The following is a 22,355-nucleotide window of genomic DNA, read 5'->3' as shown; positions in this document are numbered from 1 at the left end:
CAGTATGATGGAAAAAACCCAAGGGCGAAAATCACCTCTTTGAGTCAACAAAAATTTAACACTTCTTACGCAATTAACCACTCGCCAGGCCGATAGTTTTAACGTTTACTATAAGCCTCTTATCTTTTGCCGTGGTGGGTTATGCGTTTCAGGCAAGTTTTACCGCTTATTGGCGCCCTTTTCGCGCTCTATATTATCTGGGGTTCCACGTACTTTGTTATCCGCATTGGCGTTGAAAGCTGGCCGCCGTTTATGCTGGCCGGTACACGCTTTTTATCTGCGGGCGTCATTCTGACCAGCGTCTTATTACTGACCGGCCATAAATTGCCGCCGCTGCGCCCGATGTTGAATGCCGCGCTGATTGGCGTACTGCTGCTGGCGGTGGGCAACGGTTTTGTTACCGTCGCCGAACACCAAAATGTACCGTCGGGTATCGCCGCCGTGGTAGTTGCTACCGTTCCACTTTTCACGTTGTGTTTCAGTCACTTTTTCGGCATTGCCACGCGAAAACTTGAGTGGTTTGGCATTGCCATTGGCCTGGTGGGCATTGTTTTGCTCAATAGTGGTGGGAATTTAAGCGGCAATCCGTGGGGTGCCGTGATGATTCTGGTCGGTTCGCTAAGCTGGGCATTTGGCTCGGTATACGGTTCGAGAATTGAACTGCCGAGCGGCATGATGGCAGGCGCAATTGAAATGCTGGCCGCAGGCATTGTGTTGTTAGCGGCCTCGGCATTAAGTGGCGAGCGACTTAGCGCAGTACCGCCGCTGTCCGGTTTCTTCGCCGTCGGTTATCTGGCGTTATTTGGCTCCATTATCGCCATCAATGCCTATATGTACCTGATCCGCAATGTCTCGCCGGCCGTCGCAACCAGCTATGCATATGTCAATCCGGTGGTCGCCGTGCTGCTTGGTACAAGCTTTGGCGGGGAACATCTCTCGTCTGTGGAATGGCTGGCGTTGGGCATTATTATTATGGCGGTGGTGCTGGTGACGCTGGGTAAATATCTCTTCCCGGCACGCCCGGTGGTTACGCCTTGTGAGGCAGAGAAGTAATGGCCATCGCATGAATCCCTTGAGTGTCGATCTGCGCAGTCTGTTGCCCTTCGCAGATCCACTCTTCCAGTCGTTCACATAACGCCTCATCGCTGAGTTTTAACCGCCCGCGCAGCGCACATTCCCAGACCACCAGAACTCGCCAGCCCTGTTCCAGCAACAACGCAGTGTCGCGCGCATCGCGTTCAACGTTTTTACCAATCTTCTCCAGCCAGAAATCCGTGCGCGTGGCAGGCACTTTGAAAAGATAACAGGTGTGGTGATGCCAGAAACAACCATGGGTAAAGATAACGCAGCGATAATCGTCGAGCACAAAATCAGGCCGCCCCGGTAAGGCGGCGTCCTGGACACGAAAATCAAGCTCCAGCGAAGCAAGACTCGCGGCAAGCCGCTTTTCAATCGCCGTATCCTTTGTGCCAATGGCGCGCATATTTTTACTGCGCGTTGCTTTGTCATGCACATCCGCCATCGCACGTCTCCATCAGGCCAGGTGAAAGCTAAAGCGGCGCAACACCTCTTCATCAACGCGCTGGTGATCACCTTGCAGTTCGGCGCTGAGTTTCGCCATAAAGTGCACCAAAAAATCTGCGTTGTGTTCGGCGAGTTTACGCCCTTGGTCAGTCTGCATGGTGGCGGGTAATTTCAGCAGTTTGCAACGAAAATGATCAAGGGCGAAGGCTTTGTCATCCAGTTCACGTTTCGCGGCAAACGGATCTTCACCATCGAATAAGGCCGCGCCCATCGAGCCGGAAACGGCAAATACGCGCGCCAGGCCAATCGCCCCAAGCGATTCGAGCCGATCGGCATCCTGAACAATTTTCGCTTCCAGCGTTTGTGGCGCAATGCCAGCGCTAAAGCTGTGCGCTTCAATGGCATGGCGCACGGCAGCAACGGCGTTTTGTGGGAAATCAGGAAAATCGCTGGCGAGAATAGCCGCCGTTTTTTCTGCTGCCATTACCGAAGATTGATGACGCTGTGGGTGATTTTTGGCAAAACTCACGATGTCATGGAAATAACAGGCGGTCAGCACCACCAGTGCATCAGCCTGCTGGCCTTGCATTAACGTTTGTGCCGTTTTCCAGACCCGGCGAAAGTGTGAGACATCATGCGCGGCGTCGCCGTGATTAAAATGCTGAGAAATCCATTGGTCAAAACGGCGCTGCCAGTCGTTTAAGTTCATTCTTGTTCCCGTCAATGAAAGCCATGAGTTGCGGTTTCAGGCATCCGGATCTTGTGGGCGCGTATACCAGGCAATAGCGCCAAGTATCGCACCAACGACAGCTAAAACCAGCACACCAAAAAACGAGTTCAGCCAGTTTCCGGTCGCCGTTCCAACTGTGCCCGTATTAAACCCGGATGGCGAATTCGTCTGGCTGACTGGCCAGATATCGTTTAGCACAGACCAGATAAAATAAACGCAGAAAATCCAGAACACCCAGAGTGCCAGTTTGCCACCGAGGCTGCGAACCGCTTTATCTTCCATAATGTTTTTTTTCCGCATAGGTTAAGGGATGAAAAGAATGAAATTGTCTCAACATAAATGTGACTACTCTCTCATCATATCGTCTGTTGATGAGTTTTAAAGATATATCAGCGAGACTGATGAATCCCCTAACCTGCAACGGCCGCAGGCCAAGAAAAAGTGTGCCATGTGAAAATGACAAACAGACGTAACGGGATAAAAATTAATAAGAAAAGTGTTATCAGCGCGCTAGCAGTGACATTTCCAGACCGACGGAAACGCGACAAAAATTAATGATAAAAGCGGCGATCATTTCTGTCGATTATGTTAAAAAAAGGTTATAAAATGTGCAAATGCAAGAGTGGAAAAGCAACTGTGACGGGAGTCGTTGAAAGCGAAGCGCGTAACTGTTTGAATAATGGCGGAGAGAGGGGGATTTGAACCCCCGGTTGAGTTGCCCCAACTACGGTTTTCGAGACCGTCCCGTTCAGCCGCTCCGGCATCTCTCCGTTCAGATGGTTGCCATGATGCCAGGTAATTTGGCATTTTAACAGACCCTGTCCCGTTAATTTGGTTCAAGTGGCGAGTTTGCGAGCAAAACAATGATTAAGTGGCCCTGGAAGACAAGGGAATCTGCCGAAGGCGCAGAATACCCTTGGGAAGAAGCGTTAAATGCCCCTGTGTTAGCAAATTTGTCACCGGAAGAACAGGAGAAACTTGTTCATCTGGCTGACCGCTTTTTGCAGCAAAAACGCCTGGTTCCGTTGCAAGGATTCGATTTAGATGCGCTGAAAAGTGCGCGCATTAGCTTACTGTTTTGCCTGCCGGTGCTGGAGCTTGGCCTTGAGTGGCTGGATGGTTTCCATGAAGTGCTCATCTACCCGGCACCGTTTGTTGTCGATGACGAGTGGGAAGACGATATTGGCTTGGTGCACAATCAGCGCGTGGTTCAGTCCGGGCAGAGCTGGCAACAAGGCCCCATCATTCTTAATTGGCTCGATATTCAGGATTCGTTCGACGCATCAGGCTTCAATCTCATTATTCATGAAGTGGCGCATAAACTGGATACGCGCAACGGCGATCGCGCCAGCGGCATTCCGCTGATTCCTCTGCGTGAAGTGGCAGGCTGGGAACACGATCTGCGCGCCGCGATGGACAACATTCAGGATGAGATCGATCTGGTTGGTGAAAGCGCCGCCAGCATCGACGCCTATGCGGCAACCGATCCGGCAGAATGTTTCGCCGTACTTTCAGAGTATTTCTTTAGCGCGCCAGAGCTGTTTGCTCCGCGCTTTCCGGCGCTGTGGCAGCGCTTCTGCCATTTTTATGGGCAGGACCCGCTAAACCGTTTGCGTGGGCAGGCGGGCCGCAATAGCGACAGTGCAAGACAGGTACATTAAAACGCCATCTGTGTTTTAATTCACCAATTGAATCAGTGTGTTAAATTTAGTGTTGACACTCAAGTACGGGGCCAGTAGTATGCGCCCCGTTCACACGATTCCTCTGTAGTTCAGTCGGTAGAACGGCGGACTGTTAATCCGTATGTCACTGGTTCGAGTCCAGTCAGAGGAGCCAAATCTTCGTTCTCATGCATCATGGCGAATCCCAGTCTGATAAAGATTCAAAAAGTTAGCGTGAAAACACTTCCTGATGCTTTTCAGTTTTCTCTCCGCATCAGGAAACATTGGTGTCATTTCAGTTCGATTATGAGATGACCGCCTTATGTCTCTTAGTGCTACAAAAATCCGCAGTCTCAAACCTTCTGATAAACCTTTTAAAGTCTCCGATTCCCATGGTCTTTATCTTCTCGTCAATCCTGGCGGCTCCCGTCTGTGGTATCTCAAATAACGTATCAATAGCAACGAATCCCGACCTGATCTGAGTGCCTATCCTGTAGTGTCTCTGTCGATGCCCGGCAACAATGTAATGGCATCCGTAAGTTACTAGCAAGAATGCTAAATTTCAGCAGAAAAGGCGCACGGTAACAGAGCGCCCTTTCGCGGGGAGACACCGAGTTAAGAATCATGAAACGCCCCAATAGCCAGGCGTTTCATGAAGTTTACGATTGCTATGACTTCGACATTGTCACCTGAATCGGCTTCTTCACGAACAGCCCATAGCTAAGCGCCCCCAGCATCAGTAAACCGGCGCCGAGGAAAAAGACGTTGGTGAACTGTCCGGTTGCATCAAGGATAATTCCGGTAACGATCGGCGCACAGGCCGCGCCAAGGAAGCCACCAAAATTCTGAATCGCCCCCATTGATGCCACCTGCTCTTTCGGCGCAATGTCTGAAGCCAGTGTCCAGATCACCCCCTGCGGCAATTGCGAGAAGAAGTAGCCAATCGACAGCAGTGCAATACTCAATGTTGTGCTTTGCACGAACGGTATTGGTGCGACAAAACAGGCCGCCAGCGCAGCACCGGTAACAATCGGGACTTTACGCGCCGTAATGGTTTTCACACCGCGACGAATAAGACGGTCAGAAATGGCTCCGCCGCACAGCACACCCAAAATACCCGCAAAGAAAGGGATTGCGGCCAGCCAGCCGGTTTGTTTCAGGCTAAAGCCCAGCGATTTTTCCAGGTAGCCCGGCAGCCAGGTCAGGTAAACCCAGATGGTAAACATGATAGAAAAGTTGCCAATCACCATGAACCAGGTGGTTTTATGCTTGAACAGCGCCCCCCAACTCGCCTTGTTATTGCCGTTAACGTCGGTTACCGATTTCTGCACCAGCTGAGAATTGGCGTGGATCACCTTTTCTTCTGACGCCGTCGGGTTGCGATAGAATTTCAGCCAGACCAGCAGCAGCGGAATCCCCGCCAGACCAATGGCGATAAACATGCCACGCCAGCCGAGCGTTAACAGCAGCACGGTCAGGATTGGCGGCGCAATGGCATTCGCAATCTGCGAACCGGTGTTGATAATGGAAGTCGGCAGTGCACGCTCTTTGTCAGAGAACCAGCGGTGAGTAATCTTGATGCCGGAGGTAAAGAACGGTGATTCGGAAATGCCCAACAGCACACGAAGGGCATAGAACATGGAATAACCATTAACGAAACCAGCCATCACCGTGAAGGTGGACCACAGGCCCACGCCCCACGAGAACATTTTTTTAGGACCAAAACGATCAACCAACCAACCCGCAGGCAGGTTTGCCAGTGCGTAAGGCCACAAGAACGCCGACAGCAGCAGGCCCATTTCCGTTTGGCTGAACCCAAACTCCCTGGAAATAGTGGTGTTGGCAATACTTAAATTGGCGCGGTCAAGATAATTAATCACCGCCGCCATTAACAAAATGAAAATAATTCCCCAGCGTAAACGTGAAACCACAGGCGTGGCCGTTTTAACCAGAGGTGCATCGAGAGAAGAGGTAGCGTCTTTCATAATTTTAATTATCCACTATTGGTTATTCATAAATAAGTCATCATTGAACAGACTCAGGTGAATTTTAATTACAGCCTTACGAATAAAAGACTCACTTTGGGTATTACAGCAAGGGCGATGTAAATCTTGCGGAAAGAAAACGGCAAACATGCCGGGTTCCAAATGAATCAGCGATTCATTATTCGTTTCTTGATAAAATACGATGTCATGCTTCTCCGCCCGGTCTTCAACCACCTCATGTTCTGCCGCACCGCGCGCCACGCCGATGGTTTCTTCTCCCTGCAAGAGAAATTGAATATCTACAAACTTGAAATGTGATTCAGCTCTCATTTCATGAGCAGGAACGGTATTCATTTCCTGAAAAAGGCAAAACATTTTGCCTGGAATAATATCGAATTTCCCTGGTGTTAGTGTTGAAAAATCAGTTTGAGTAATATACTCAATACCTTTATTAATAATCGGATGGAAAGCGAATTTTTCGCGCTCCCAATCTCTTAGGCAACATACGATCATGTTGAATAATCCTTTTATATTTATATCGAGGGTCGGATTACGGCTAAAAATGTTAATCAATTAAAGCTTACTGCCTGGAAGCATAATCCTTTGAATAGAATATTCGACCAGGCTATTCATCAGCGGATAAGACGGCAACTTATCCGCATCACTCACCGCTATCGCATCTTACTCGGCAGCAATTTTTTTCTGCCACAGTGCAGTGCCGCTGTGAATTTGATCCAGCAATACCGTCAGCCCCCAGAATTTTTCCAGCACATTGTCTTTATTCACACGGCAGAATTCGCTGTCGAAAGTGCCCAGACGCTGATGATAAATCTTGGCATTCTTCGGATAACCCAATGTCTCAGTCACCGCGCCCAGCGACAGGAAAATGGCTAACTCGTCGGCGAGTTGCGGCTGGGTTGCCGCCTTGTGGTACAGCCAGCTGTAAAGCTCGGGGTGGAAGTTGGTGAACACACCGCTGAATCCTTTGGACCCTGCCTGCATCGCCGGATAAGCAATGGCGGCGTTGGCATTAATGATATTCAACGGCGTATGCGCCACCAGCTTCACGCGGCGGGTAACCGTTGCCAGGTCACAGCTCACGTCTTTCAGCACAACAAAGCGGCCGGTGTTGGCGCAGTAAGTTAACTCTTCGTCGCTCAGCAGGCGGCGATACGGTGCAGGACACTCATACAGCCCCAGCGGCATGGATTCAGGCAATGCGCTCAGCAGCGTATCCAGGGTGGCAAAGAAGGTCTCAGTGCCCTGATTTTTCGGGTCGAGATGGTTGGTGACCAGCACCAGTGCGTCGGCTCCGGTTTTCGCCATCGCGTTTAACTCATTGATTTGGGCATTGATATCATCACTGATATGGCCCGAGGCAATCACCGGTATGCGCCCTGCCACGTGCTTCACCACGAACGCGGCCAGCTCAACGCGCTCTTCCAGGGTCAGGAACTGCATCTCGCTCGACTGACACACGGCAAACAGCGCATCTACACCTTTTTCAAGATACCAGTCGATCAAACGAGTCAGACCCGGGTAATCAATCTGATTGTCGTCAGTGAATGGGGTCAACATCACTGGCACAATACCTTCGATACTTTTAGTCATTACTGCTCCTTAAAACGGAATCGATTACGTGGTCGCTAAACTCAATGTATTAAGGCAGCGACCGCAACAAGAAACTAAAGAGTGAACGCAGCATTTATCGCTGCGCCAAACGTGCTAAAACCTGTGCGTGATCGGGCATGTTTGATGCACCTTCGAGCTCGACTGCCAGCGAGGCAAACGCCGAAGCATAGGTCGCCGCCTGCACCAGATTTTGCCCATTGGCAATGCTTGAGGCCAACGCGCCGTTGAAAGCGTCACCTGCGCCGGTGGTATCAACGCTCAGAGCCGGGAAAGCCGGAATGTGCTGGAACTGATTACCATCGAGCAGCAGCGCGCCGCGCGATCCCATCGTAATAATGACCCGCCGGGCCCCCTGGCTGACAATACGCTGTGCAGCCTCTTTGGCACTGGCTAAATCCTTCACGTCAATGCCGGACAGCTGCGATGCCTCCGTTTCGTTAGGTGTAATAACGTCCACATATTCAAGACACTCAAGCGCGTGGCTTGAGAAAGGCGCCGGGTTGAGTATCACCTTCACGCCCAGCGCTTTGGCCAACTTCATCGCGCTCAAGGTCGCGGCAAAGTTGTTTTCGAGCTGCACCAGCAGCACGTTCGAATCTTCAAGCTCGGGGGTGATCGCCACCACTTCGTCTTCGCTGATGGTTTTATTGGCCCCAGAATAAATGGCAATCATGTTCTCGCCGTTTTCCTGCGAGACATAAATAATGGCGTTACCGGTCGGCTCGGTTTCCGACTGATAAAGGGTAAAGGAGTGAATCTCCGAAGAGGTCAGGTGATCATAAGCAAACTGGCTGAACTGATCCTTGCCCACCTTAGAAACGAAATGCACCTTAGCCCCCGCACGACTCACAGCCGTGGCCTGATTTGCCCCTTTACCGCCAGGGCCGAGCGTGCTGCCCAGCGCCAACAGGGATTCACCGCCTTTTGGAAAACGTTCAACCTTCGCCACGATATCGACGTTAAATGAACCCAGAATGCAAACCTTACCCGTCATGCTCTTTCCTTTATTCTGTTGCACAGTCTGCTTCCTTTTCTGGCTCTGCAGCCGTTGTAGCAACACCTCAAAGTTGTCGCCAGTGTCGGTAATCAGCTTTGATTGCAAACTCCGCCGTATTACCATTGCCCCGCCGTGACAGCGCTGAACCAATTTTTCAGCCGCCAGAGCATTCAGATCACTGCGAATGGTTTCTCTGGTCACGGCAAACAGAGACGCCAGAATCTCCACTTTTACCCGCTCATTCTTATCCAGATATTCCAGGATTTGCTGCCGCCGCTCTTCAAGAAACATATTCACCCACCTTCTTCATATTCAGAATAAATGCACAAAACTGATTAAATAGTGATGATGCTCATAGCTTAATTAGCAAAACGGAAGCAAACAAAAACCGGGATTTCTGATTTTTGTGAAGGAAGAAACGGAAAATTCTCTCTGGCAAAGTAGGCAAATGCCCATGTTAACGAAGGAAAAGGTAAGCCAGATGGCTGCGCGAGGCGGTTTCTGCTTGAGGCCCTTTTGATCTGCATTCCGTTAATCGACGTAGATGGCCGACTCTATTTTATGAGCCAGTGAATGGTAAAGGCGATCGCAGCCAGAGAAACCAGATAGAGAAAAGCCTGCGTTCCAGCAGGCTTTTCTCTATCTGGTCCGCCAACCTTTCTGGCTGATTCGGGCGGCCGGATTTACAGGTACTTCAGTTCGTACGCGATAATCATTCAGCGCCAGAAAACAGCCGCACTGTGTTGATCCAGCTGCGACTGTTCGGGCAATGCTCGCCGCGATTACGCGGTTGGCACTGTGCCCCCATCGATAACGTATTCTGTTCCTGTGATCGCGGCCGCGCAGGACGAAGCCAGGAACACGATGAGATTGGCCACTTCAACAGGTTTTGATGGACGCCCCAGCGGTATGCCGCCAAGCGAATCCATGATGATCTTCTTACCGCCTTCGTAATCGGTACCCGCCTGGCGAGCGAGCCGTTCAGCCAGTGCGACGGAGGCTTCGGTTTCGATCCAGCCCGGCGCCACACGCAGCACACGAATTCCTTTTGGCGAAACCTCTTTTGACAAGCTTTTACTGTACGTCGAGAGTGCGGCCTTTGCCGCCGCATACGCGGTTGTCGATTCCGGCAACGGCAGCGCGCGCTGAATGGAGGTCACATGAATAATGACCCCCGTTCCCTGAGCGAGCATGCCGGGCAAGAGCGCTCTATCAAGCCGGACCGCAGGCAGCAGATTAAGGCTCAGTTCCTGCTGCCATTCATCTTCACCCAACACCGCGAAACCGCCGCCGGGCGCAGTCGAGCCACCAACAACATGAACAATAATGTCAACGCCACCAAAGCTAGCCTGCACCGCTTGCGCGACATGATGACAACCTTCGACCGTGGTCAGATCAGCCACCACAAAGTGATCCGCTAAAGATTCATCAGGTTCGGTTCGCGCGGTGGTTAATACGTTTGCCCCCTGTTCATGAAACAGGCCAACAACTGCTTTTCCGACGCCCTTGGTGCCCGCCGTGACCAGAACGCGTTTTCCTTGTAAGTCCAGATTCATACTCATCAAACGATCTCCAGTGATGCGATCTTCCCGTCCAACAAAGTGAACGCATGGCTAAGCTGCACCGGGCTGCCGGGGAAATTGCCCGCCACATGAGAGGTCACTGTTAACCGCGCTCCGTCTTCAGCCACTCGGATCGGCTCAACGGTGTACTCAAAAGCATTTTGCACGTCGCGTTGCCAGGCCTGGATGGCCTCAAGGCCGCGATGCGTCTTACTTTCATCGATAACAACGGCGTCAGGTGTAAAGCAGTGGTTGACGTTGGCGATATCTGCGCCATTGCTGATGGCGAAGTAGGTCGCAACAGCTTCGGGTAATGACAAAGACATGGTGATGGACTCCTCTTGTTTGCGGTACTTTCATTTTCACCATATAGTGTCAAACCATCAAGAACGCACAAAAAAGTTAGTAACAGGCATATGAGTAAGATTTATACCCCCGATACCGCAGCGATTGGCGTAGAACAGGTGCTGCGATTACTGGAAGGCCGCTGGAAATTGGTCATTCTGTTTCATTTATTTGACGGAAAAGTGCAGCGTTACTCCGATTTCAGCAGGCTTATTCCTGGCATTTCGCAAAAGATGTTGAGCCAGCAACTGAGGCAACTGGAAGCGGATGGCATTGTGTCGCGCAAGGTTTATCCGCAGATCCCTCCGAAGGTGGAATACCGGCTCACGGACTGGGGACAAGCCCTGTGTCCTGCGCTGGATGCCATGCTGAAATGGGCAGAAAAACGCGAAACCTTCTCATCAGACGAACCTTAAATCCGGCGATAATCTTTTTCCTTCGCTCTGATACAGCCCGATGCGCGTTCAACCGTTCTCCCGCGCATCGGGCAGTGCTTCTTTTTTGGCCGCACAATCCAGCACATACCGCCGCCTCAATGTGCCATGCTAATTACTCAATTAATGGCACGGGCATCACCCGACAAAAAGAAGCCATTCTCTGCAAAGCGCCTTTAGCATGACGCAACCGGAACAGCGAGGACGCCAATGATCACTTTATGCAACGCGTGCGGCACATCATATGAGATAACCGCCACTCCCCCACACCGCTGCAAAATCTGCGAAGATGAGCGCCAGTTCGTGCCGGTAACAGGGCAGAAATGGGTTGATTTCCCTACCCTTCTGACCTCACATGCTAATAAATGGCAACAGCACGAGAGCGATCTCTTCAGCATCAAAACCGTGCCTGATTTCGCCATTGCGCAGCGCGCGTTTCTGGTGAGAACAGCGCAAGGCAATATCCTGTGGGACTGTATCTCCACCCTCGACGACGCCACAAAAACACTGATCAACTCTCTGGGTGGGCTCCAGGCCATCGCCATCTCGCATCCTCATTTTTACACTACCGTGCAAGACTGGGCCGCCGCGTTTAACGCGCCGGTTTATCTGCATGAACGCGATCGCGACTGGATCATGCGTGACAGCCCGCACATCACCCTCTGGGACGGCGATACCCTGCAACTGACCCCGGACGTAAGCATCATGCGCCTTGGCGGCCATTTTGCCGGTGGCTGCGTCCTTCACTGGGCGCGGGATGAAGGTGTGCTGCTGTCCGGCGATATCGTTCAGGTCGCGCCGGGCGCAAATGCCGTCTCCTTTATGTGGAGCTATCCCAATATGTTGCCGCTACCGGCAGAAACAGTTCGTGATATGACGCGTCGGCTAGATGCGGTGAAATTCGAGAAACTCTACGGTGCATTTGAAGGACGAGAGATCGCGCAAAATGCTGCGGACATTGTGCGCCAGTCAGCTCAGAAATATATCGCCTGTCTGAGTTAACCAATTGTTTATGAATGTATATCCGTCAACGTGCAGCGTTCGCGCACACCTGCACATAAAAAACGCGGCCATTGATTTCAATACAATAATTGCATCGCTACGCGGCGTTTCGGATCAAGCCCAATGCGGGTTTCCGCGGTAAGCACCGCGTTCAACCGGTGCGAAATGGCGTTGCCTTCAACAATGTCAAAACCCAGCGAGGCGTAAAAAGGTGCGTTGAAGGGCGCATCACGATCGGTTGTTAACGAAGCACCGTATAAACCGCGCGCTTTACCTTCCGACAGAAGCGAATGCATCAAGCGTCGGCCAATTCCCTGCCGCTGCCAGTTCGGGTGAACATCCGCTTCGGCAATGTGCAGCCAGTTTTCCGTAATCACGGCTCCGGCAAACCCAACAGGGATATCGTCCGGCGCGAAAGCAACGAGTAATACCCCTTCCCTGCATAGCTCGCGCAAATCTTCCAGGCTGCTAGCGACAGGAGATCCGGTCACCGCTCCCGCCTCGCGCAGCGTTTCAAACGATGCCAATTCAATGGCCCTTAACGCCGCCAGGTGCTCGCTTCGCGCGGGTCTGATTGTGATATCTGTCATCTGAATGTTCCCAATGGTAACAAGCGTTAAGCCTGATCGACACGACAGCTTCAGGCATTCCCGCACTGTCTCGCGCCACGTATTGTACATCCTGAATGCGCCAGCACCATTTCACGCAGCGCCCTCACTCTTTGTACCTTATTTACATCGTTTCATTTACTTACATAAAACGACCGTTACGAAATAATTCATTAACGTAACTAATAGAATATGAACCGTGTTAGTGATTTTAGCCGTGATGGTCGATTCGCCGTTCTTTCCCGAGAACGGCTTTTTTTTGGGTTTTGACAGGAGGGTAAGTTGATGTTCCAGTCTGCGGTTGTTTTCCTTTCATCACTGTTTATGTGCGGCAATGTTTTTGCAGGTTCTGTCGCGTCGGTATCGCTCAGCACACTTTCATCTGCACTCAATGAACGCATGCTGATAATGAAAGACGTGGCCAGTTACAAGGCACAGCATCATTCACCTGTGGAAGATGTGGCGCGGGAACAAAAAGTGCTGACAGAAGCAGTGAAAAATGCCCAGGATGCGGGTCTGGATCCCCGCTCCGTGGAGCCTTTTTTCCGCGCGTTGATGAGCGCCAGCAAGGCCGTTCAGTATCGCTATCTGGCCGACTGGCTGGCCACACCGGATGCTAACAGCACTGTCAGAAGTCTGGACGCAACCCGGCAACAGATAAATCAACTGGATAGCCAGTTGCTCACCGCCATCAGCCAGCGGCTGCTCACCGGCTCTTTCACTGAAACAGACACCGCATGGCTGTCGGCACAAATTATGGCTCCGAATCTTAGCGAAGCGGATAAAAACAACCTCCTTTCTGCTTTACGCCTTATTCATCGCACACGTTAGCCATCAATACCGTACGCGATGAAAAATCCCCATACCCGGCCTGCCAGTGCGCATGACAGGCCGGGCATCCGGCAAGAAGATAGCGGCATATGGATGGGGCCTGCGGTTTAACATCGACCGACCGAATGCCACTCACGCAAATCATTCAATAACCGAATAATCTTCTGTGCATTAACGCCACCTGAGTTAAATTCCCCCTTTCATGCCGCCCGCTCTGCAAAAGAGTTTTCACCTGTCCGCTGTCGCTGTAGTCTCAATAGCGGCTTTTTTTGGCTGCGTACGATGTGAGTAACCTTTTCTCCCTATTAAAACTAGAAAATTTTGCAATTTTGAGGAACGGACAGAACAACTATGGACTCCACGCTCATCACAACCCGCCCCGATGAAGAGGCACCACCACTGAATCGCGCCCGCCGTGCGGCCTGGGGCAGCTTCGCTGGCGCAGTGGTCGACTGGTTCGATTTTTTACTTTATGGCATCACCGCCGCGCTGGTGTTTAACAGCGAATTTTTCCCGCAGATTGACCCGGCGATGGGCACACTTGCCGCCTTCGCCACTTTCGGCGTTGGGTTTTTATTCCGCCCGCTCGGCGGCATTGTTTTTGGTCATTTTGGCGATCGACTCGGTCGTAAGCGAATGCTAATGACGACAGTCTGGATGATGGGCATCGCCACTGCCTGTATTGGCATTCTGCCCTCCTTTGCCACCATCGGCTGGTGGGCTCCGGCGTTATTGGTCATCCTGCGCGCAATCCAGGGTTTCGCCGTTGGCGGCGAATGGGGCGGTGCGGCGTTACTGGCTGTAGAAAGCGCGCCCTCCGGGAAAAAAGCCTTTTACAGCAGCGGCGTTCAGGTCGGGTATGGCGTCGGGTTGTTGCTCTCCACGGGTCTTGTGTCGCTCATCAGCAGCCTGACCACTAACGAGCAGTTTCTGAGTTGGGGCTGGCGTCTGCCTTTCTTGTTCAGCATCGTGCTGGTGCTTGGCGCGCTGTGGGTGCGAAACGGCATGGCAGAATCTGCTGAGTTTGAACGTGCGCAAACGCAACAGCCGGAGCAGACAAAAAAACGCCCGCCGGTGTTTGAAGCGCTGTTGCGCCATCCGGGCGCGTTTTTGAAAATAATCGCCTTGCGCCTGTGCGAACTGTTGACCATGTATATCGTCACCGCGTTTGCGCTGAACTACTCCACGCAAAATCTGGGTTTACCGCGTGAACTGTTCCTTAATATCGGCTTGCTGGTCGGCGGAATAAGTTGCCTGACCATTCCGCTATTCGCCTGGATGGCGGATCGTTATGGACGACGGCGCATCTACATCACCGGCGCATTACTCGGCGCGCTGAGCGCGTTCCCGTTCTTTATGGCGCTGGAAGCACGCTCCATTGCCGGCGTGGTGATCTTCTCTTTATTGCTGGCCAATATTGCCCACGATATGGTGGTTTGTGTACAACAGCCGATGTTCACCGAAATGTTCGGCGCCGGCTATCGTTACAGCGGCGCGGGTGTCGGTTACCAGGTCGCCAGCGTGGTCGGCGGTGGTTTTACGCCCTTTATTGCCGCCGCATTGCTGAACTTTTCTGGCGGCGAGTGGCATGCCGTCGCCATTTATCTGCTGGCGGGCTGCCTGCTCTCCGCCCTGACAGCAACGCTGATGAAAACACCGCCGCACACACATCAATAAAAACAAAGCCTCCAAATGCGGAGGCTTTGTTTCGTTGTTTAGTCTATCGCTAAATCTGGTAATCGATGGCCGCTTCGTCCGGCTCCATCACCTGGCGTTTGATATCTTCCACCGACAGTCCGGCATTACACAGCTCAATAAAGCGCCAGACATAATTTCGTTGTAACTGGCCACGTTTTAACCCTAACCAGACGGTATTTGCATCAAACAGATGCTGTGTATCCAGCCGCACCAGTTTGCCCTCTTCGTTTTCACCGCCCGATTGCTCCGCCACCAGCCCGACGCCCAACCCCAGCTCGACATAGGTTTTGATAACATCGGAATCCTGCGCGCTCAGCACCACATCCGGAATTAACCCTCTGCGGCCAAACGCTTCATCAATGCGCGAACGCCCGGTGATCCCCTGGCGATAAGTGATAAGCGGCCAGCGGCTGATATCTTCGAGCGTCAGCGGTGAGGATTGCGCCAACGGGTGATCCGACGGCACCAGTAAACTGTGATGCCAGCGAAACCACGGGAAAGCCGCGAGTGAGTTGTCATTGCTTAAGCGTTCACTGGCAATGCCGATGTCTGCGCCACCGTTATGTAACAGTGATTCAATTTCTTGCGGAGTGCCCTGAATTAACTCCAGCCGCACGTCCGGGAACAGCGCGCGAAAAGCTTTAATCACCGATGGCAAACTGTAGCGCGCCTGCGTATGCGTCGTGGCAATGGTCAGCACGCCAGAAGTGTCATTGGTAAAAAGATCGGCGAGCCTGCGCACATTGCTCGCCTCGTTAAGGATGCGCTCGGCAATCACCAGCAGCGCTTTACCGGGTTCCGTCATGCCCAACAAACGCTTGCCGCGACGGATAAAGATCTCAATCCCCAGCTCTTCTTCAAGCTCCCGGATATGGCGGCTCACGCCGGATTGTGATGTGTAAAGCATGTTGGCGACTTCGGTCAGGTTGTAATCCCGCCGCGCCGCCTCGCGGATAATTTTGAGTTGCTGGAAATTCACCCTTCGCTGCTCCTGGCCTGTCAGACATGACGTTATTGTTAAAGTCTGCGGCCAGGCAGAACAAATAATAAAAACCAGCATCTTATTCCATTAAGGAATAATGATTAACTCACCAGCTGCAACTCATGGCTTTCCATCGCCGGGCGGCTGACTAAAGACATTAAAATATCTTTCACCGCTTGTGCCTGCGGCGAGAGCGTACCGCGCGCGGAAACGTTTAACGACAATGATAAGTTCATCGAAGGCGTGGTGATACGCGCCATCCAGCCGTTGGTCGCGGCGCACAGCGAACGAGCGGCAGACTCCGGTAGCACCGTCACCCCCATTCCGCTGGCAATCGCCGCTGTCAGCGTGGCGATCGACTCAATTTCGCCAATGATTTTCGCGGTCAATCGACGCAGCGAAAACGCTTCATCAACACGCAAGCGAACAGCGCTGTAGTCGCGCGGCAGGAAAAGGTTCATATCAGCAACCGCCGTCAGATCGACGCTCTGGCCCGGGCAGTCGCGCGTTCCCACCAGATACAAATCTTCTTTTAGCAGCGGCAGGCTGTTAATCCCCGCGCCAGGCGCGCGTTCATACAGCACGGCCATATCCAGTTGCCCGCTGAGCAATTTATCGTTCAACGTTGTGCCGCTATTTTCATGCAGATAGACCATGACTTCCGGCAACTCTGTACGCACAGCCTGCAACAGCGGCATGGTGACGGAAGAAGCGGCAGTGCCCGGTGCCAGGCCAATGGAGACTTGTCCCCGCAGGCATTGACCGACATTGTTTACCGCCAGTTGCGCCTGTTCGCACTGACGCAAAATCGTCCGGGCGTGGGTGTAGAGGATTTTGCCCGCCTCCGTCGGCGTTACGCCGCGTTTGGTGCGAATGAGTAATTGCTGATCCAGTTCGCCTTCCAGAGTGGCAACCTGCTGGCTCAGCGCGGGCTGCGCAATATGTAATACTTCGGCTGCCTGAGTCAGGCTTCCAATATCGACGATTTTTACGAAGTATTTCAGTCGTCTTAAGTTCATTTTGCCTCCTGTACGGATACCAGTGCCAACGCTGGATGTGATGTAGTCGAAGGAGTTGCAATATGCTTGCCAGTTTTAGTTAGGCTAAATGAAAGGTGCTAACAGGCTGGATAATAAGAGATTCTAATTACAACCGGGGTAATTATTACTGAAACAGTGGTTCGGGTGATGCCCCATGAAAGATGCATTGCACAGTTTTGGTGCAAATGCGCGTTTAAGTGCTTATCCCGGCAACAGATTGCTGAAATAGTCGGCAAACGATCGCGGCAGAACGATCCACCCTTTGACAAGGGCATGGGGCATCGCTAATATTCGCCCCGTTCACACGATTCCTCTGTAGTTCAGTCGGTAGAACGGCGGACTGTTAATCCGTATGTCACTGGTTCGAGTCCAGTCAGAGGAGCCAAATTTAGAAAAGCCTGCTTTTAAGCAGGCTTTTTGCTTTTCTGCCGACTGCACGCAATACACCACTCACCTTTCATTCAGACAAAACATTGCTTTGATAGCTGAACGCTTGCGTCCCCGACGCAGACGCAGTTTCCCCCTCTAAGGGTTCTGGCATTCCTGGTCAGCGCATTGTCTCGCTCAAGGCTAACGCTTACCTTGATTCAGGCATAAAGGTTTTCATCGCAGTGAAAGTGAAGATAAATCAACCTGGTTACGGGTTGTGGTTTGTCTGCAATGGCGTTGCTGGCTGGGATAAGAATAAATGGGCCTGTCATCGACAGGCCCATAAGCGTGATGTTGCGGCCATTACCTGCCGGTATTAAAAAAGGCCACGGTTTGCGTCAGCCGACGGGTCTGCTCTTCCAGCGCACTGGCCGCTGATACCGCATGCTGAACCAGCGAGGTGTTCTGCTGAGTGACTGCATCAATTTGCACAATCGCTTCGTTAACATGGCTGATGCCTTTGCTCTGCTCCTCGGTCGCGACAGATATTTCCGACATGATGTCCGACACACGTCGCACCGCTACAATCATCTCGTCGATACTGCTCCCGGCAACTTTGATTTGTGACGAGCCGTTGTTAACCCGCGTGACAGACTCTTCCACCAGCCCTTTAATTTCCTGCGCCGCCTGCGAACTGCGTAGTGACAAGCTGCGCACTTCACCCGCAACCACCGCAAACCCTCTGCCCTGTTCACCCGCTCTGGCCGCTTCAACTGCCGCATTCAGCGCCAGAATGTTGGTCTGAAACGCGATGCCATTGACCACCTCAATAATGCTCGCGATTTTCCCGGCGCTTTCGGAAATACCGTTCATGGTTTCATTCATACTCTGCATTACCACCCCGCCGCGCGAGGCAATGTCCACGGCTTCACTCGCCAGATGACGTGCCTGCCCGGCGTTCTCCGCGTTTTGTTTCACGGCGGCGGTGATCTGTTCCATGCTGGAAGAAGTACGTTCCAGCGACACCGCCTGCTGCTCAGAATGCGAGGCAATCTGTTGATTTCCGGCGACAATATCATGCGTGCTGGTGTTGATTATCTCCGCCCCTTCACGGATGTCTTTAATCACGGCGGTCAGTTGCTCGCGCATCACACCCATTTCATGGATCAGGCTTGAGCTGTCCCCGGCTTTTTTATCCACCGTCTGCGAAAGATCCCCGGCAGCAATCCGCGCGGCAACATCAACGGCATAGCGGGGTTCGCCCCCAAGCGCCAGCAATGTTCCCCGGTTGATGAGATAGACGATGACCGACAACAGAATACTGATAGCCACAAACTCAATCAGGTTCTGGTAGAGCGAAACCCGGAATGCCGCGTCGATATCATCCACATAAAGACCGGTGGTAATTATCCATCCCCAGGGCGTCCATGGAATGCTGTAAGCGATCTTCGGCTGAGCTTGCGTATCGCCAGGGCGTGGAAAAACGTAAGCGGTAAACCCCCCCTCATTATTACGAGTAACCGCAACCATATCTCTGAAGATATAAACGCCATTCGCATCTATAACCTCCGGTCCCTGGCCAATTAGCTTGGCGTTGATCGGATGCATAATCACCTGCGCCTGGGTATTCAGAATGGTGAAGTATCCCGCCTCCCCATAGCGTAAATCTTTAATTAATTGGGTTGCGCGCTGCTGCGCTTCCTGTTGGGTGATTGCCCCTTTGTCAGCCAGCGCGGCCTGCGTTTTTACGATACTGAGCGCCAGTTGAGAAACATGCTGCAACTCGTTTTTCCGCAGTGCCAGTTGGTCTTCTTTGACCGTAAAAGAGCTGTAGAGCAGTGTTCCGGCAAGGCATACCAGTGCCACGATGAGAGGGAGCCAAAGTTTTTGCGCGAGGGATAGTTTCATGGCATGAGTACCTATTGTTGTTTTATATGGCGGGTACAGCATCGGCTTCGGGAGTTCGAACCGCGCCTTATCCCTATATCGGAAATAAAAAAAAACGAGTTAATCGATAGAAGTTGTATATTTTTTCCAACTTAATTGTTTTTAGGTTAAAAGAAAGTAACCATCTAATAAATAAAGTGTTATTTTTCGCCGGATTAATTCATCCGACGAAAGTCTTATTCATAAATAAGAACGCGGTCACACTCGCGCGCGAAGGCGCCACAGGGAGGGTTTCGGCAATCCCGCAGCATTAGCTGATGGGTCATCACCGTTTTTGTGCGGCCTGCTCAGAAACGGGCTTACGAGCAGGCTTTTGACGTGTTGCGCTGAGCTTGCGTATGCGACAGTTTTTTCAACATCTTCTGCAACCACTGTGCCGCCCCTCGCTTGCCGCTGCGTTTATGGGAATAAATCTTCACCTCAAACGGGGGAACCGCAAAAGGCAGCGCAAAAATGGTGATTTTGGCCGACTGCTTCAATGTCTCCGCGGCCGAACGCGGAAGCGCCATCAGCAGATCGCTATTGGCGATAATAAAAGGCGCGCTGAGCATCGAGGGCGTTTTTATTGCCACCTGCCGCGTATAGCCCAGGCGTTCAAGTTCACTATCCAGCACGCCTTTGTCCTCATTCCACGGCGTCACCACCAGGTGGCGCGCGGCAAGGTAATCTTCCAGCGTTAATTGTTGCCTGAGTTGATTGCTGATAACGACATATTCATCTGCAAACCAGCCGATCTCGTCGAGCTCCGCGTGGCGAATATCCTGCGGCGCGCTAAACCCCAGCGCAAAATCCACTTCTCCTGCCAGCAGTTCATTGAGCGCCGGACGATGAGGCAAATAGCGAAATTCGAAACGCAGACCGGGAGCCGTATGCTGCAATTCAGCCATTAGCGCGGGAAAAATACCAAACGCGGTGAAATCAGTGATCGCAACCTGCAAACAGTCTGTTGTCGTCGTGGGATTAAATTCCGCTTGTGGGGTGAGCTCGTGGTTGAGATGTGCTAATGCCGAAGCGATGGCGGGCGCCAGTTGAGTGGCATAGACGCTTGGACACATAAAGTGCCCTTCCCGGTAAAATAGCGGGTCATTGAGCGTCACACGTAACCTTGAAAGCGCGTGACTCAGCGCCGAGGTGCTCATCGCCAACTCTTCCGCCGCCTGGCGCACAGAGCGATGGCGATAGATCGCGTCGAAAACAGGTAACAGGTTTAAATCAAGACGCCGTAACGTTGGATGCATAATATTCATCGACCGGTGATTTCATTGCACTTAATTCTTTGCACAATACCGCTTATGCTTGCGGCCATCAATTTTGAACGCCCGGTAAAACAACAGGAAAAGCAATGAGCATCACCATCCGCCCAGCACGCCCGACAGACGCAAACGCCATTTTTGAGATGATTTATGAACTGGCGGTGTATGAAAAAGCGCCTGAAGAAGTGATCACCACTGCGGATGAGATCCGCGAAACCCTGTTTGGTGCAGAGAGTAAAACGGAAGCCTTAATCTGTGAAATCGAAGGTAAAACCGTGGGTTATGCAGTTTTCTTTACCAGTTATTCGACCTGGCTTGGCCGCAACGGCATTTATATGGAAGACCTCTACGTTTCGCCCGATTTTCGCGGTAACGGTGCAGGAAAAGCGATGCTGCAAAAGATTGCGCAGTACGCCGTTGAGCGTCGCTGCGGACGGCTGGAATGGAGTGTGCTCGACTGGAACCAACCCGCCATCGATTTTTACCAGAGCATCGGCGCGCGAGCGCAAAGTGAATGGGTGCGTTACCGTCTGGATGGCGAAGCCCTGCTGAAATTCGCCGAAAGCCCCCGCGCTTAATCTTTCCTCGTCAACCCGCCACGGCGGGTTTTTGCTTACCGTTCATTGGGTTCGTCTCACGCCTCGCTTAAAGATCCGGCACTTGCTGCCGATAAAAACTGTGCAGTTATACTTATAGCTGTTCTCTGGTTGTTTTTTCTACAATAAAGGATTTACAGCATGGATCCGATACAAATTGCATCATTAGCCAGCAGCCTTGACTCTTATCAGCTTGATAATCAAGTCAATACGCTGGTGCTGAAAAAAGCGCTTGATACACAGAAATCGATCGCCAGCGACTTGATTCAGCAGATCCCGCAGTTACCTTCCAACCCGGCAATCGGTCGTAATATTAATACCACCGCATAGTCCGGTTTGCTGGCTGACGTTTGTGGTAACAGCGCCAACCGGCAACGCTTGCAAGCCCGCTTCGTGCGGGCTTTTTTGTTTCTTCACTTGCCTGGGATGTTAAATCGGCGTAGCCTCTGCCGAATTAAAACCTATCGGTCTAAATTATGAATGGCGAAACAGCAGCACTGCAAAAACCCCGCCGTGGGCGGCCGCCGAAAGTCGAGCGCGACTTTACCGATACCCGCCAGGAGCTGATCCGCTCGGGTCTTGAGGTGCTAACGGAAACTGGCTATCTGTCGGCGGGCATTGACGCGGTGATCAAAAATATCGCAGTTCCTAAAGGCTCGTTCTATCACTGCTTTAAAAGTAAGCAGGAGTTTGGCATGGCGGTGCTGGCTGCCTATGGCGACTTTTTCGCCCATAAACTGGATAAATTTTTAACGGATACCCAACTCTCCCCGCTGCAACGCATGGCGGCTTTTGTGCACCATGCTGGCCTGGGAATGGCGAAATACGCTTTCCGCCGTGGTTGTCTGGTGGGCAACCTGTTGCAGGAAACGCCACTTTTACCGGAAGTCTTCCCGGCGCGCCTGAAAGCCATCCTCGCCGACTGGGAAACGCGCGTCGCAACGTGTCTGGATGAAGCAAAATCCTGCGGCGAATTGCCGCAAGACGCTGCCAGCCATGAACTGGCCAGTGTGTTCTGGTCCGGCTGGGAAGGCGCAGTGATGCGCGCCAAGCTGTTCCGCTCCGTCAAACCGCTGGATCAGTACTGGGAATTCTTTCGCCACAGCATAACAACTGCCCCTGCAGCGTGAAGCATGACAGGGGATGGAGCATCTGCACA

Annotated in this window: 23 protein-coding genes, 3 tRNA genes and 1 pseudogene; 12 read left to right on the top strand and 15 right to left on the bottom strand. The window is 52.2% G+C overall.

Features of this window, described 5'->3' with window-relative positions; translation table 11 throughout:
* Positions 1 to 141 precede the first annotated feature (141 nt).
* Positions 142 to 1,053 (top strand): drug/metabolite exporter YedA, encoded by a 912-nt coding sequence (gene yedA, locus E0L21_RS18825; protein WP_131412162.1) that lies wholly within the window; start codon positions 142 to 144, stop codon positions 1,051 to 1,053.
* Here the strand turns inward: yedA and E0L21_RS18820 are convergent.
* The 4 genes from E0L21_RS18820 to E0L21_RS18805 all read right to left on the bottom strand — a co-directional run bounded on the left by E0L21_RS18820 (position 1,028) and on the right by E0L21_RS18805 (position 3,024).
* A complete protein-coding gene (locus E0L21_RS18820) occupies positions 1,028 to 1,522 on the bottom strand; it encodes a very short patch repair endonuclease (protein ID WP_131412160.1) in 495 nt (164 codons plus the stop codon). The two genes, yedA and E0L21_RS18820, sit on opposite strands and share 26 nt — an antisense overlap.
* A gap of 12 nt (positions 1,523 to 1,534) precedes the next feature.
* Entirely contained in the window at positions 1,535 to 2,233 is a 699-nt protein-coding gene (locus E0L21_RS18815; protein ID WP_131412158.1) for a phosphohydrolase, read from the bottom strand.
* A 36-nt stretch (positions 2,234 to 2,269) separates the two neighbouring features.
* Positions 2,270 to 2,536 carry a cell division protein DrpB gene (gene drpB, locus E0L21_RS18810; RefSeq protein WP_131412156.1) on the bottom strand — a complete coding sequence of 89 codons (267 nt, stop codon included), beginning with the start codon at positions 2,534 to 2,536 and terminating at the stop codon, positions 2,270 to 2,272.
* Between the two features lie 398 nt (positions 2,537 to 2,934).
* Positions 2,935 to 3,024 (bottom strand) — tRNA-Ser (locus E0L21_RS18805).
* Positions 3,025 to 3,117: 93 nt separating this feature from the next.
* On the opposite strand from E0L21_RS18805, the gene mtfA reads away from it, so the two are divergent.
* The 3 genes and pseudogenes from mtfA to E0L21_RS25250 all read left to right on the top strand — a co-directional run.
* The gene (gene mtfA / locus E0L21_RS18800) at positions 3,118 to 3,915 is read left to right on the top strand and encodes a DgsA anti-repressor MtfA (RefSeq protein WP_131412154.1); all 798 of its coding nucleotides are present in this window, start codon (positions 3,118 to 3,120) and stop codon (positions 3,913 to 3,915) included.
* Positions 3,916 to 4,014: 99 nt separating this feature from the next.
* Positions 4,015 to 4,090 (top strand) — tRNA-Asn (locus tag E0L21_RS18795).
* A gap of 147 nt (positions 4,091 to 4,237) precedes the next feature.
* A pseudogene (locus E0L21_RS25250) lies at positions 4,238 to 4,476 on the top strand (Arm DNA-binding domain-containing protein); the annotation flags it as partial.
* A gap of 107 nt (positions 4,477 to 4,583) precedes the next feature.
* Here E0L21_RS25250 and E0L21_RS18785 read toward each other — a convergent pair.
* The 6 genes from E0L21_RS18785 to E0L21_RS18760 all read right to left on the bottom strand — a co-directional run bounded on the left by E0L21_RS18785 (position 4,584) and on the right by E0L21_RS18760 (position 10,417).
* Positions 4,584 to 5,900, bottom strand: a complete 1,317-nt coding sequence (locus E0L21_RS18785) for an MFS transporter (RefSeq protein ID WP_165501932.1) — start codon at positions 5,898 to 5,900, stop codon at positions 4,584 to 4,586.
* A gap of 15 nt (positions 5,901 to 5,915) precedes the next feature.
* Complete coding sequence (locus E0L21_RS18780) at positions 5,916 to 6,413, bottom strand: YhcH/YjgK/YiaL family protein (protein WP_131412150.1); 498 nt, start codon at positions 6,411 to 6,413, stop codon at positions 5,916 to 5,918.
* A gap of 168 nt (positions 6,414 to 6,581) precedes the next feature.
* Complete coding sequence (locus tag E0L21_RS18775) at positions 6,582 to 7,511, bottom strand: dihydrodipicolinate synthase family protein (protein ID WP_131412148.1); 930 nt, start codon at positions 7,509 to 7,511, stop codon at positions 6,582 to 6,584.
* 94 nt (positions 7,512 to 7,605) lie between these two features.
* Positions 7,606 to 8,820: a ribokinase gene (gene rbsK / locus E0L21_RS18770; RefSeq protein ID WP_131412146.1), complete on the bottom strand. Its 1,215-nt coding sequence runs from the start codon at positions 8,818 to 8,820 to the stop codon at positions 7,606 to 7,608.
* 491 nt (positions 8,821 to 9,311) lie between these two features.
* Entirely contained in the window at positions 9,312 to 10,091 is a 780-nt protein-coding gene (locus tag E0L21_RS18765; protein WP_131412144.1) for an SDR family oxidoreductase, read from the bottom strand.
* Positions 10,091 to 10,417, bottom strand: a complete 327-nt coding sequence (locus E0L21_RS18760) for a nuclear transport factor 2 family protein (RefSeq protein ID WP_131412142.1) — start codon at positions 10,415 to 10,417, stop codon at positions 10,091 to 10,093. The genes E0L21_RS18765 and E0L21_RS18760 overlap by 1 nt, the downstream gene beginning before the upstream one ends.
* A 90-nt stretch (positions 10,418 to 10,507) precedes the next feature.
* Here E0L21_RS18760 and E0L21_RS18755 point away from each other — a divergent pair, with 90 nt between their 5' ends.
* Together E0L21_RS18755 and E0L21_RS18750 are read left to right on the top strand one after the other, a co-directional pair.
* Entirely contained in the window at positions 10,508 to 10,852 is a 345-nt protein-coding gene (locus E0L21_RS18755) for a winged helix-turn-helix transcriptional regulator (RefSeq protein ID WP_131412140.1), read from the top strand.
* 228 nt (positions 10,853 to 11,080) lie between these two features.
* Positions 11,081 to 11,872, top strand: a complete 792-nt coding sequence (locus E0L21_RS18750) for an MBL fold metallo-hydrolase (protein ID WP_131412138.1) — start codon at positions 11,081 to 11,083, stop codon at positions 11,870 to 11,872.
* A gap of 77 nt (positions 11,873 to 11,949) precedes the next feature.
* Here E0L21_RS18750 and E0L21_RS18745 read toward each other — a convergent pair whose 3' ends face one another.
* Complete coding sequence (locus tag E0L21_RS18745) at positions 11,950 to 12,462, bottom strand: GNAT family N-acetyltransferase (RefSeq protein WP_165501931.1); 513 nt, start codon at positions 12,460 to 12,462, stop codon at positions 11,950 to 11,952.
* A gap of 303 nt (positions 12,463 to 12,765) precedes the next feature.
* On the opposite strand from E0L21_RS18745, the gene E0L21_RS18740 reads away from it, so the two are divergent.
* Together E0L21_RS18740 and shiA are read left to right on the top strand one after the other, a co-directional pair.
* On the top strand, positions 12,766 to 13,311 hold the full coding sequence (locus tag E0L21_RS18740) for a chorismate mutase (protein ID WP_131412134.1): 546 nt from the start codon (positions 12,766 to 12,768) through the stop codon (positions 13,309 to 13,311).
* Between the two features lie 351 nt (positions 13,312 to 13,662).
* Complete coding sequence (gene shiA / locus E0L21_RS18735) at positions 13,663 to 14,988, top strand: shikimate transporter (protein WP_131412132.1); 1,326 nt, start codon at positions 13,663 to 13,665, stop codon at positions 14,986 to 14,988.
* Positions 14,989 to 15,037: 49 nt separating this feature from the next.
* Here the strand turns inward: shiA and cbl are convergent, their stop codons facing one another.
* Both cbl and nac read right to left on the bottom strand, forming a co-directional pair.
* Complete coding sequence (cbl, locus tag E0L21_RS18730; protein ID WP_131412130.1) at positions 15,038 to 15,988, bottom strand: HTH-type transcriptional regulator Cbl; 951 nt, start codon at positions 15,986 to 15,988, stop codon at positions 15,038 to 15,040.
* Between the two features lie 104 nt (positions 15,989 to 16,092).
* Complete coding sequence (gene nac, locus E0L21_RS18725; RefSeq protein WP_131412128.1) at positions 16,093 to 17,010, bottom strand: nitrogen assimilation transcriptional regulator NAC; 918 nt, start codon at positions 17,008 to 17,010, stop codon at positions 16,093 to 16,095.
* Between the two features lie 330 nt (positions 17,011 to 17,340).
* Here nac and E0L21_RS18720 point away from each other — a divergent pair.
* Positions 17,341 to 17,416: transfer RNA gene (locus E0L21_RS18720), tRNA-Asn, on the top strand.
* Between the two features lie 347 nt (positions 17,417 to 17,763).
* Here the strand turns inward: E0L21_RS18720 and E0L21_RS18715 are convergent.
* Entirely contained in the window at positions 17,764 to 19,308 is a 1,545-nt protein-coding gene (locus E0L21_RS18715; RefSeq protein WP_170312074.1) for a methyl-accepting chemotaxis protein, read from the bottom strand.
* 338 nt (positions 19,309 to 19,646) lie between these two features.
* Positions 19,647 to 20,594 carry a LysR family transcriptional regulator gene (locus E0L21_RS18710; protein ID WP_131412124.1) on the bottom strand — a complete coding sequence of 316 codons (948 nt, stop codon included), beginning with the start codon at positions 20,592 to 20,594 and terminating at the stop codon, positions 19,647 to 19,649.
* 95 nt (positions 20,595 to 20,689) lie between these two features.
* Between E0L21_RS18710 and E0L21_RS18705 the strand changes: the two genes are divergently transcribed.
* From E0L21_RS18705 to acuR, 3 genes are all read left to right on the top strand, one after another.
* Entirely contained in the window at positions 20,690 to 21,178 is a 489-nt protein-coding gene (locus E0L21_RS18705) for a GNAT family N-acetyltransferase (RefSeq protein ID WP_131412122.1), read from the top strand.
* 159 nt (positions 21,179 to 21,337) lie between these two features.
* Positions 21,338 to 21,526: a YjfB family protein gene (locus E0L21_RS18700; RefSeq protein ID WP_131412120.1), complete on the top strand. Its 189-nt coding sequence runs from the start codon at positions 21,338 to 21,340 to the stop codon at positions 21,524 to 21,526.
* A 146-nt stretch (positions 21,527 to 21,672) separates the two neighbouring features.
* Positions 21,673 to 22,326: an acrylate utilization transcriptional regulator AcuR gene (gene acuR, locus E0L21_RS18695; protein WP_131412118.1), complete on the top strand. Its 654-nt coding sequence runs from the start codon at positions 21,673 to 21,675 to the stop codon at positions 22,324 to 22,326.
* Positions 22,327 to 22,355 lie beyond the last annotated feature (29 nt).

The organism is Kosakonia quasisacchari (assembly GCF_004331415.1).
In the GTDB taxonomy this organism is placed as follows: Bacteria; Pseudomonadota; Gammaproteobacteria; order Enterobacterales; family Enterobacteriaceae; genus Kosakonia; species Kosakonia quasisacchari.
Note: the sequence above shows the minus strand (reverse complement) of the source record. Positions and strands in the feature narration are given on the sequence as shown.

What these genes read in the sequence shown, in the direction of transcription:
- yedA (WP_131412162.1), top strand. Translation starts at nt 142, where the DNA reads ATGCGTTTCAGGCAAGTTTTACCGCTTATTGGCGCCCTTTTCGCGCTC.
- E0L21_RS18820 (WP_131412160.1), bottom strand. Translation starts at nt 1,522, where the DNA reads ATGGCGGATGTGCATGACAAAGCAACGCGCAGTAAAAATATGCGCGCC.
- E0L21_RS18815 (WP_131412158.1), bottom strand. Translation starts at nt 2,233, where the DNA reads ATGAACTTAAACGACTGGCAGCGCCGTTTTGACCAATGGATTTCTCAG.
- drpB (WP_131412156.1), bottom strand. Translation starts at nt 2,536, where the DNA reads ATGGAAGATAAAGCGGTTCGCAGCCTCGGTGGCAAACTGGCACTCTGG.
- mtfA (WP_131412154.1), top strand. Translation starts at nt 3,118, where the DNA reads ATGATTAAGTGGCCCTGGAAGACAAGGGAATCTGCCGAAGGCGCAGAA.
- E0L21_RS18785 (WP_165501932.1), bottom strand. Translation starts at nt 5,900, where the DNA reads ATGAAAGACGCTACCTCTTCTCTCGATGCACCTCTGGTTAAAACGGCC.
- E0L21_RS18780 (WP_131412150.1), bottom strand. Translation starts at nt 6,413, where the DNA reads ATGATCGTATGTTGCCTAAGAGATTGGGAGCGCGAAAAATTCGCTTTC.
- E0L21_RS18775 (WP_131412148.1), bottom strand. Translation starts at nt 7,511, where the DNA reads ATGACTAAAAGTATCGAAGGTATTGTGCCAGTGATGTTGACCCCATTC.
- rbsK (WP_131412146.1), bottom strand. Translation starts at nt 8,820, where the DNA reads ATGTTTCTTGAAGAGCGGCGGCAGCAAATCCTGGAATATCTGGATAAG.
- E0L21_RS18765 (WP_131412144.1), bottom strand. Translation starts at nt 10,091, where the DNA reads ATGAGTATGAATCTGGACTTACAAGGAAAACGCGTTCTGGTCACGGCG.
- E0L21_RS18760 (WP_131412142.1), bottom strand. Translation starts at nt 10,417, where the DNA reads ATGTCTTTGTCATTACCCGAAGCTGTTGCGACCTACTTCGCCATCAGC.
- E0L21_RS18755 (WP_131412140.1), top strand. Translation starts at nt 10,508, where the DNA reads ATGAGTAAGATTTATACCCCCGATACCGCAGCGATTGGCGTAGAACAG.
- E0L21_RS18750 (WP_131412138.1), top strand. Translation starts at nt 11,081, where the DNA reads ATGATCACTTTATGCAACGCGTGCGGCACATCATATGAGATAACCGCC.
- E0L21_RS18745 (WP_165501931.1), bottom strand. Translation starts at nt 12,462, where the DNA reads ATGACAGATATCACAATCAGACCCGCGCGAAGCGAGCACCTGGCGGCG.
- E0L21_RS18740 (WP_131412134.1), top strand. Translation starts at nt 12,766, where the DNA reads ATGTTCCAGTCTGCGGTTGTTTTCCTTTCATCACTGTTTATGTGCGGC.
- shiA (WP_131412132.1), top strand. Translation starts at nt 13,663, where the DNA reads ATGGACTCCACGCTCATCACAACCCGCCCCGATGAAGAGGCACCACCA.
- nac (WP_131412128.1), bottom strand. Translation starts at nt 17,010, where the DNA reads ATGAACTTAAGACGACTGAAATACTTCGTAAAAATCGTCGATATTGGA.
- E0L21_RS18715 (WP_170312074.1), bottom strand. Translation starts at nt 19,308, where the DNA reads ATGAAACTATCCCTCGCGCAAAAACTTTGGCTCCCTCTCATCGTGGCA.
- E0L21_RS18710 (WP_131412124.1), bottom strand. Translation starts at nt 20,594, where the DNA reads ATGAATATTATGCATCCAACGTTACGGCGTCTTGATTTAAACCTGTTA.
- E0L21_RS18705 (WP_131412122.1), top strand. Translation starts at nt 20,690, where the DNA reads ATGAGCATCACCATCCGCCCAGCACGCCCGACAGACGCAAACGCCATT.
- E0L21_RS18700 (WP_131412120.1), top strand. Translation starts at nt 21,338, where the DNA reads ATGGATCCGATACAAATTGCATCATTAGCCAGCAGCCTTGACTCTTAT.
- acuR (WP_131412118.1), top strand. Translation starts at nt 21,673, where the DNA reads ATGAATGGCGAAACAGCAGCACTGCAAAAACCCCGCCGTGGGCGGCCG.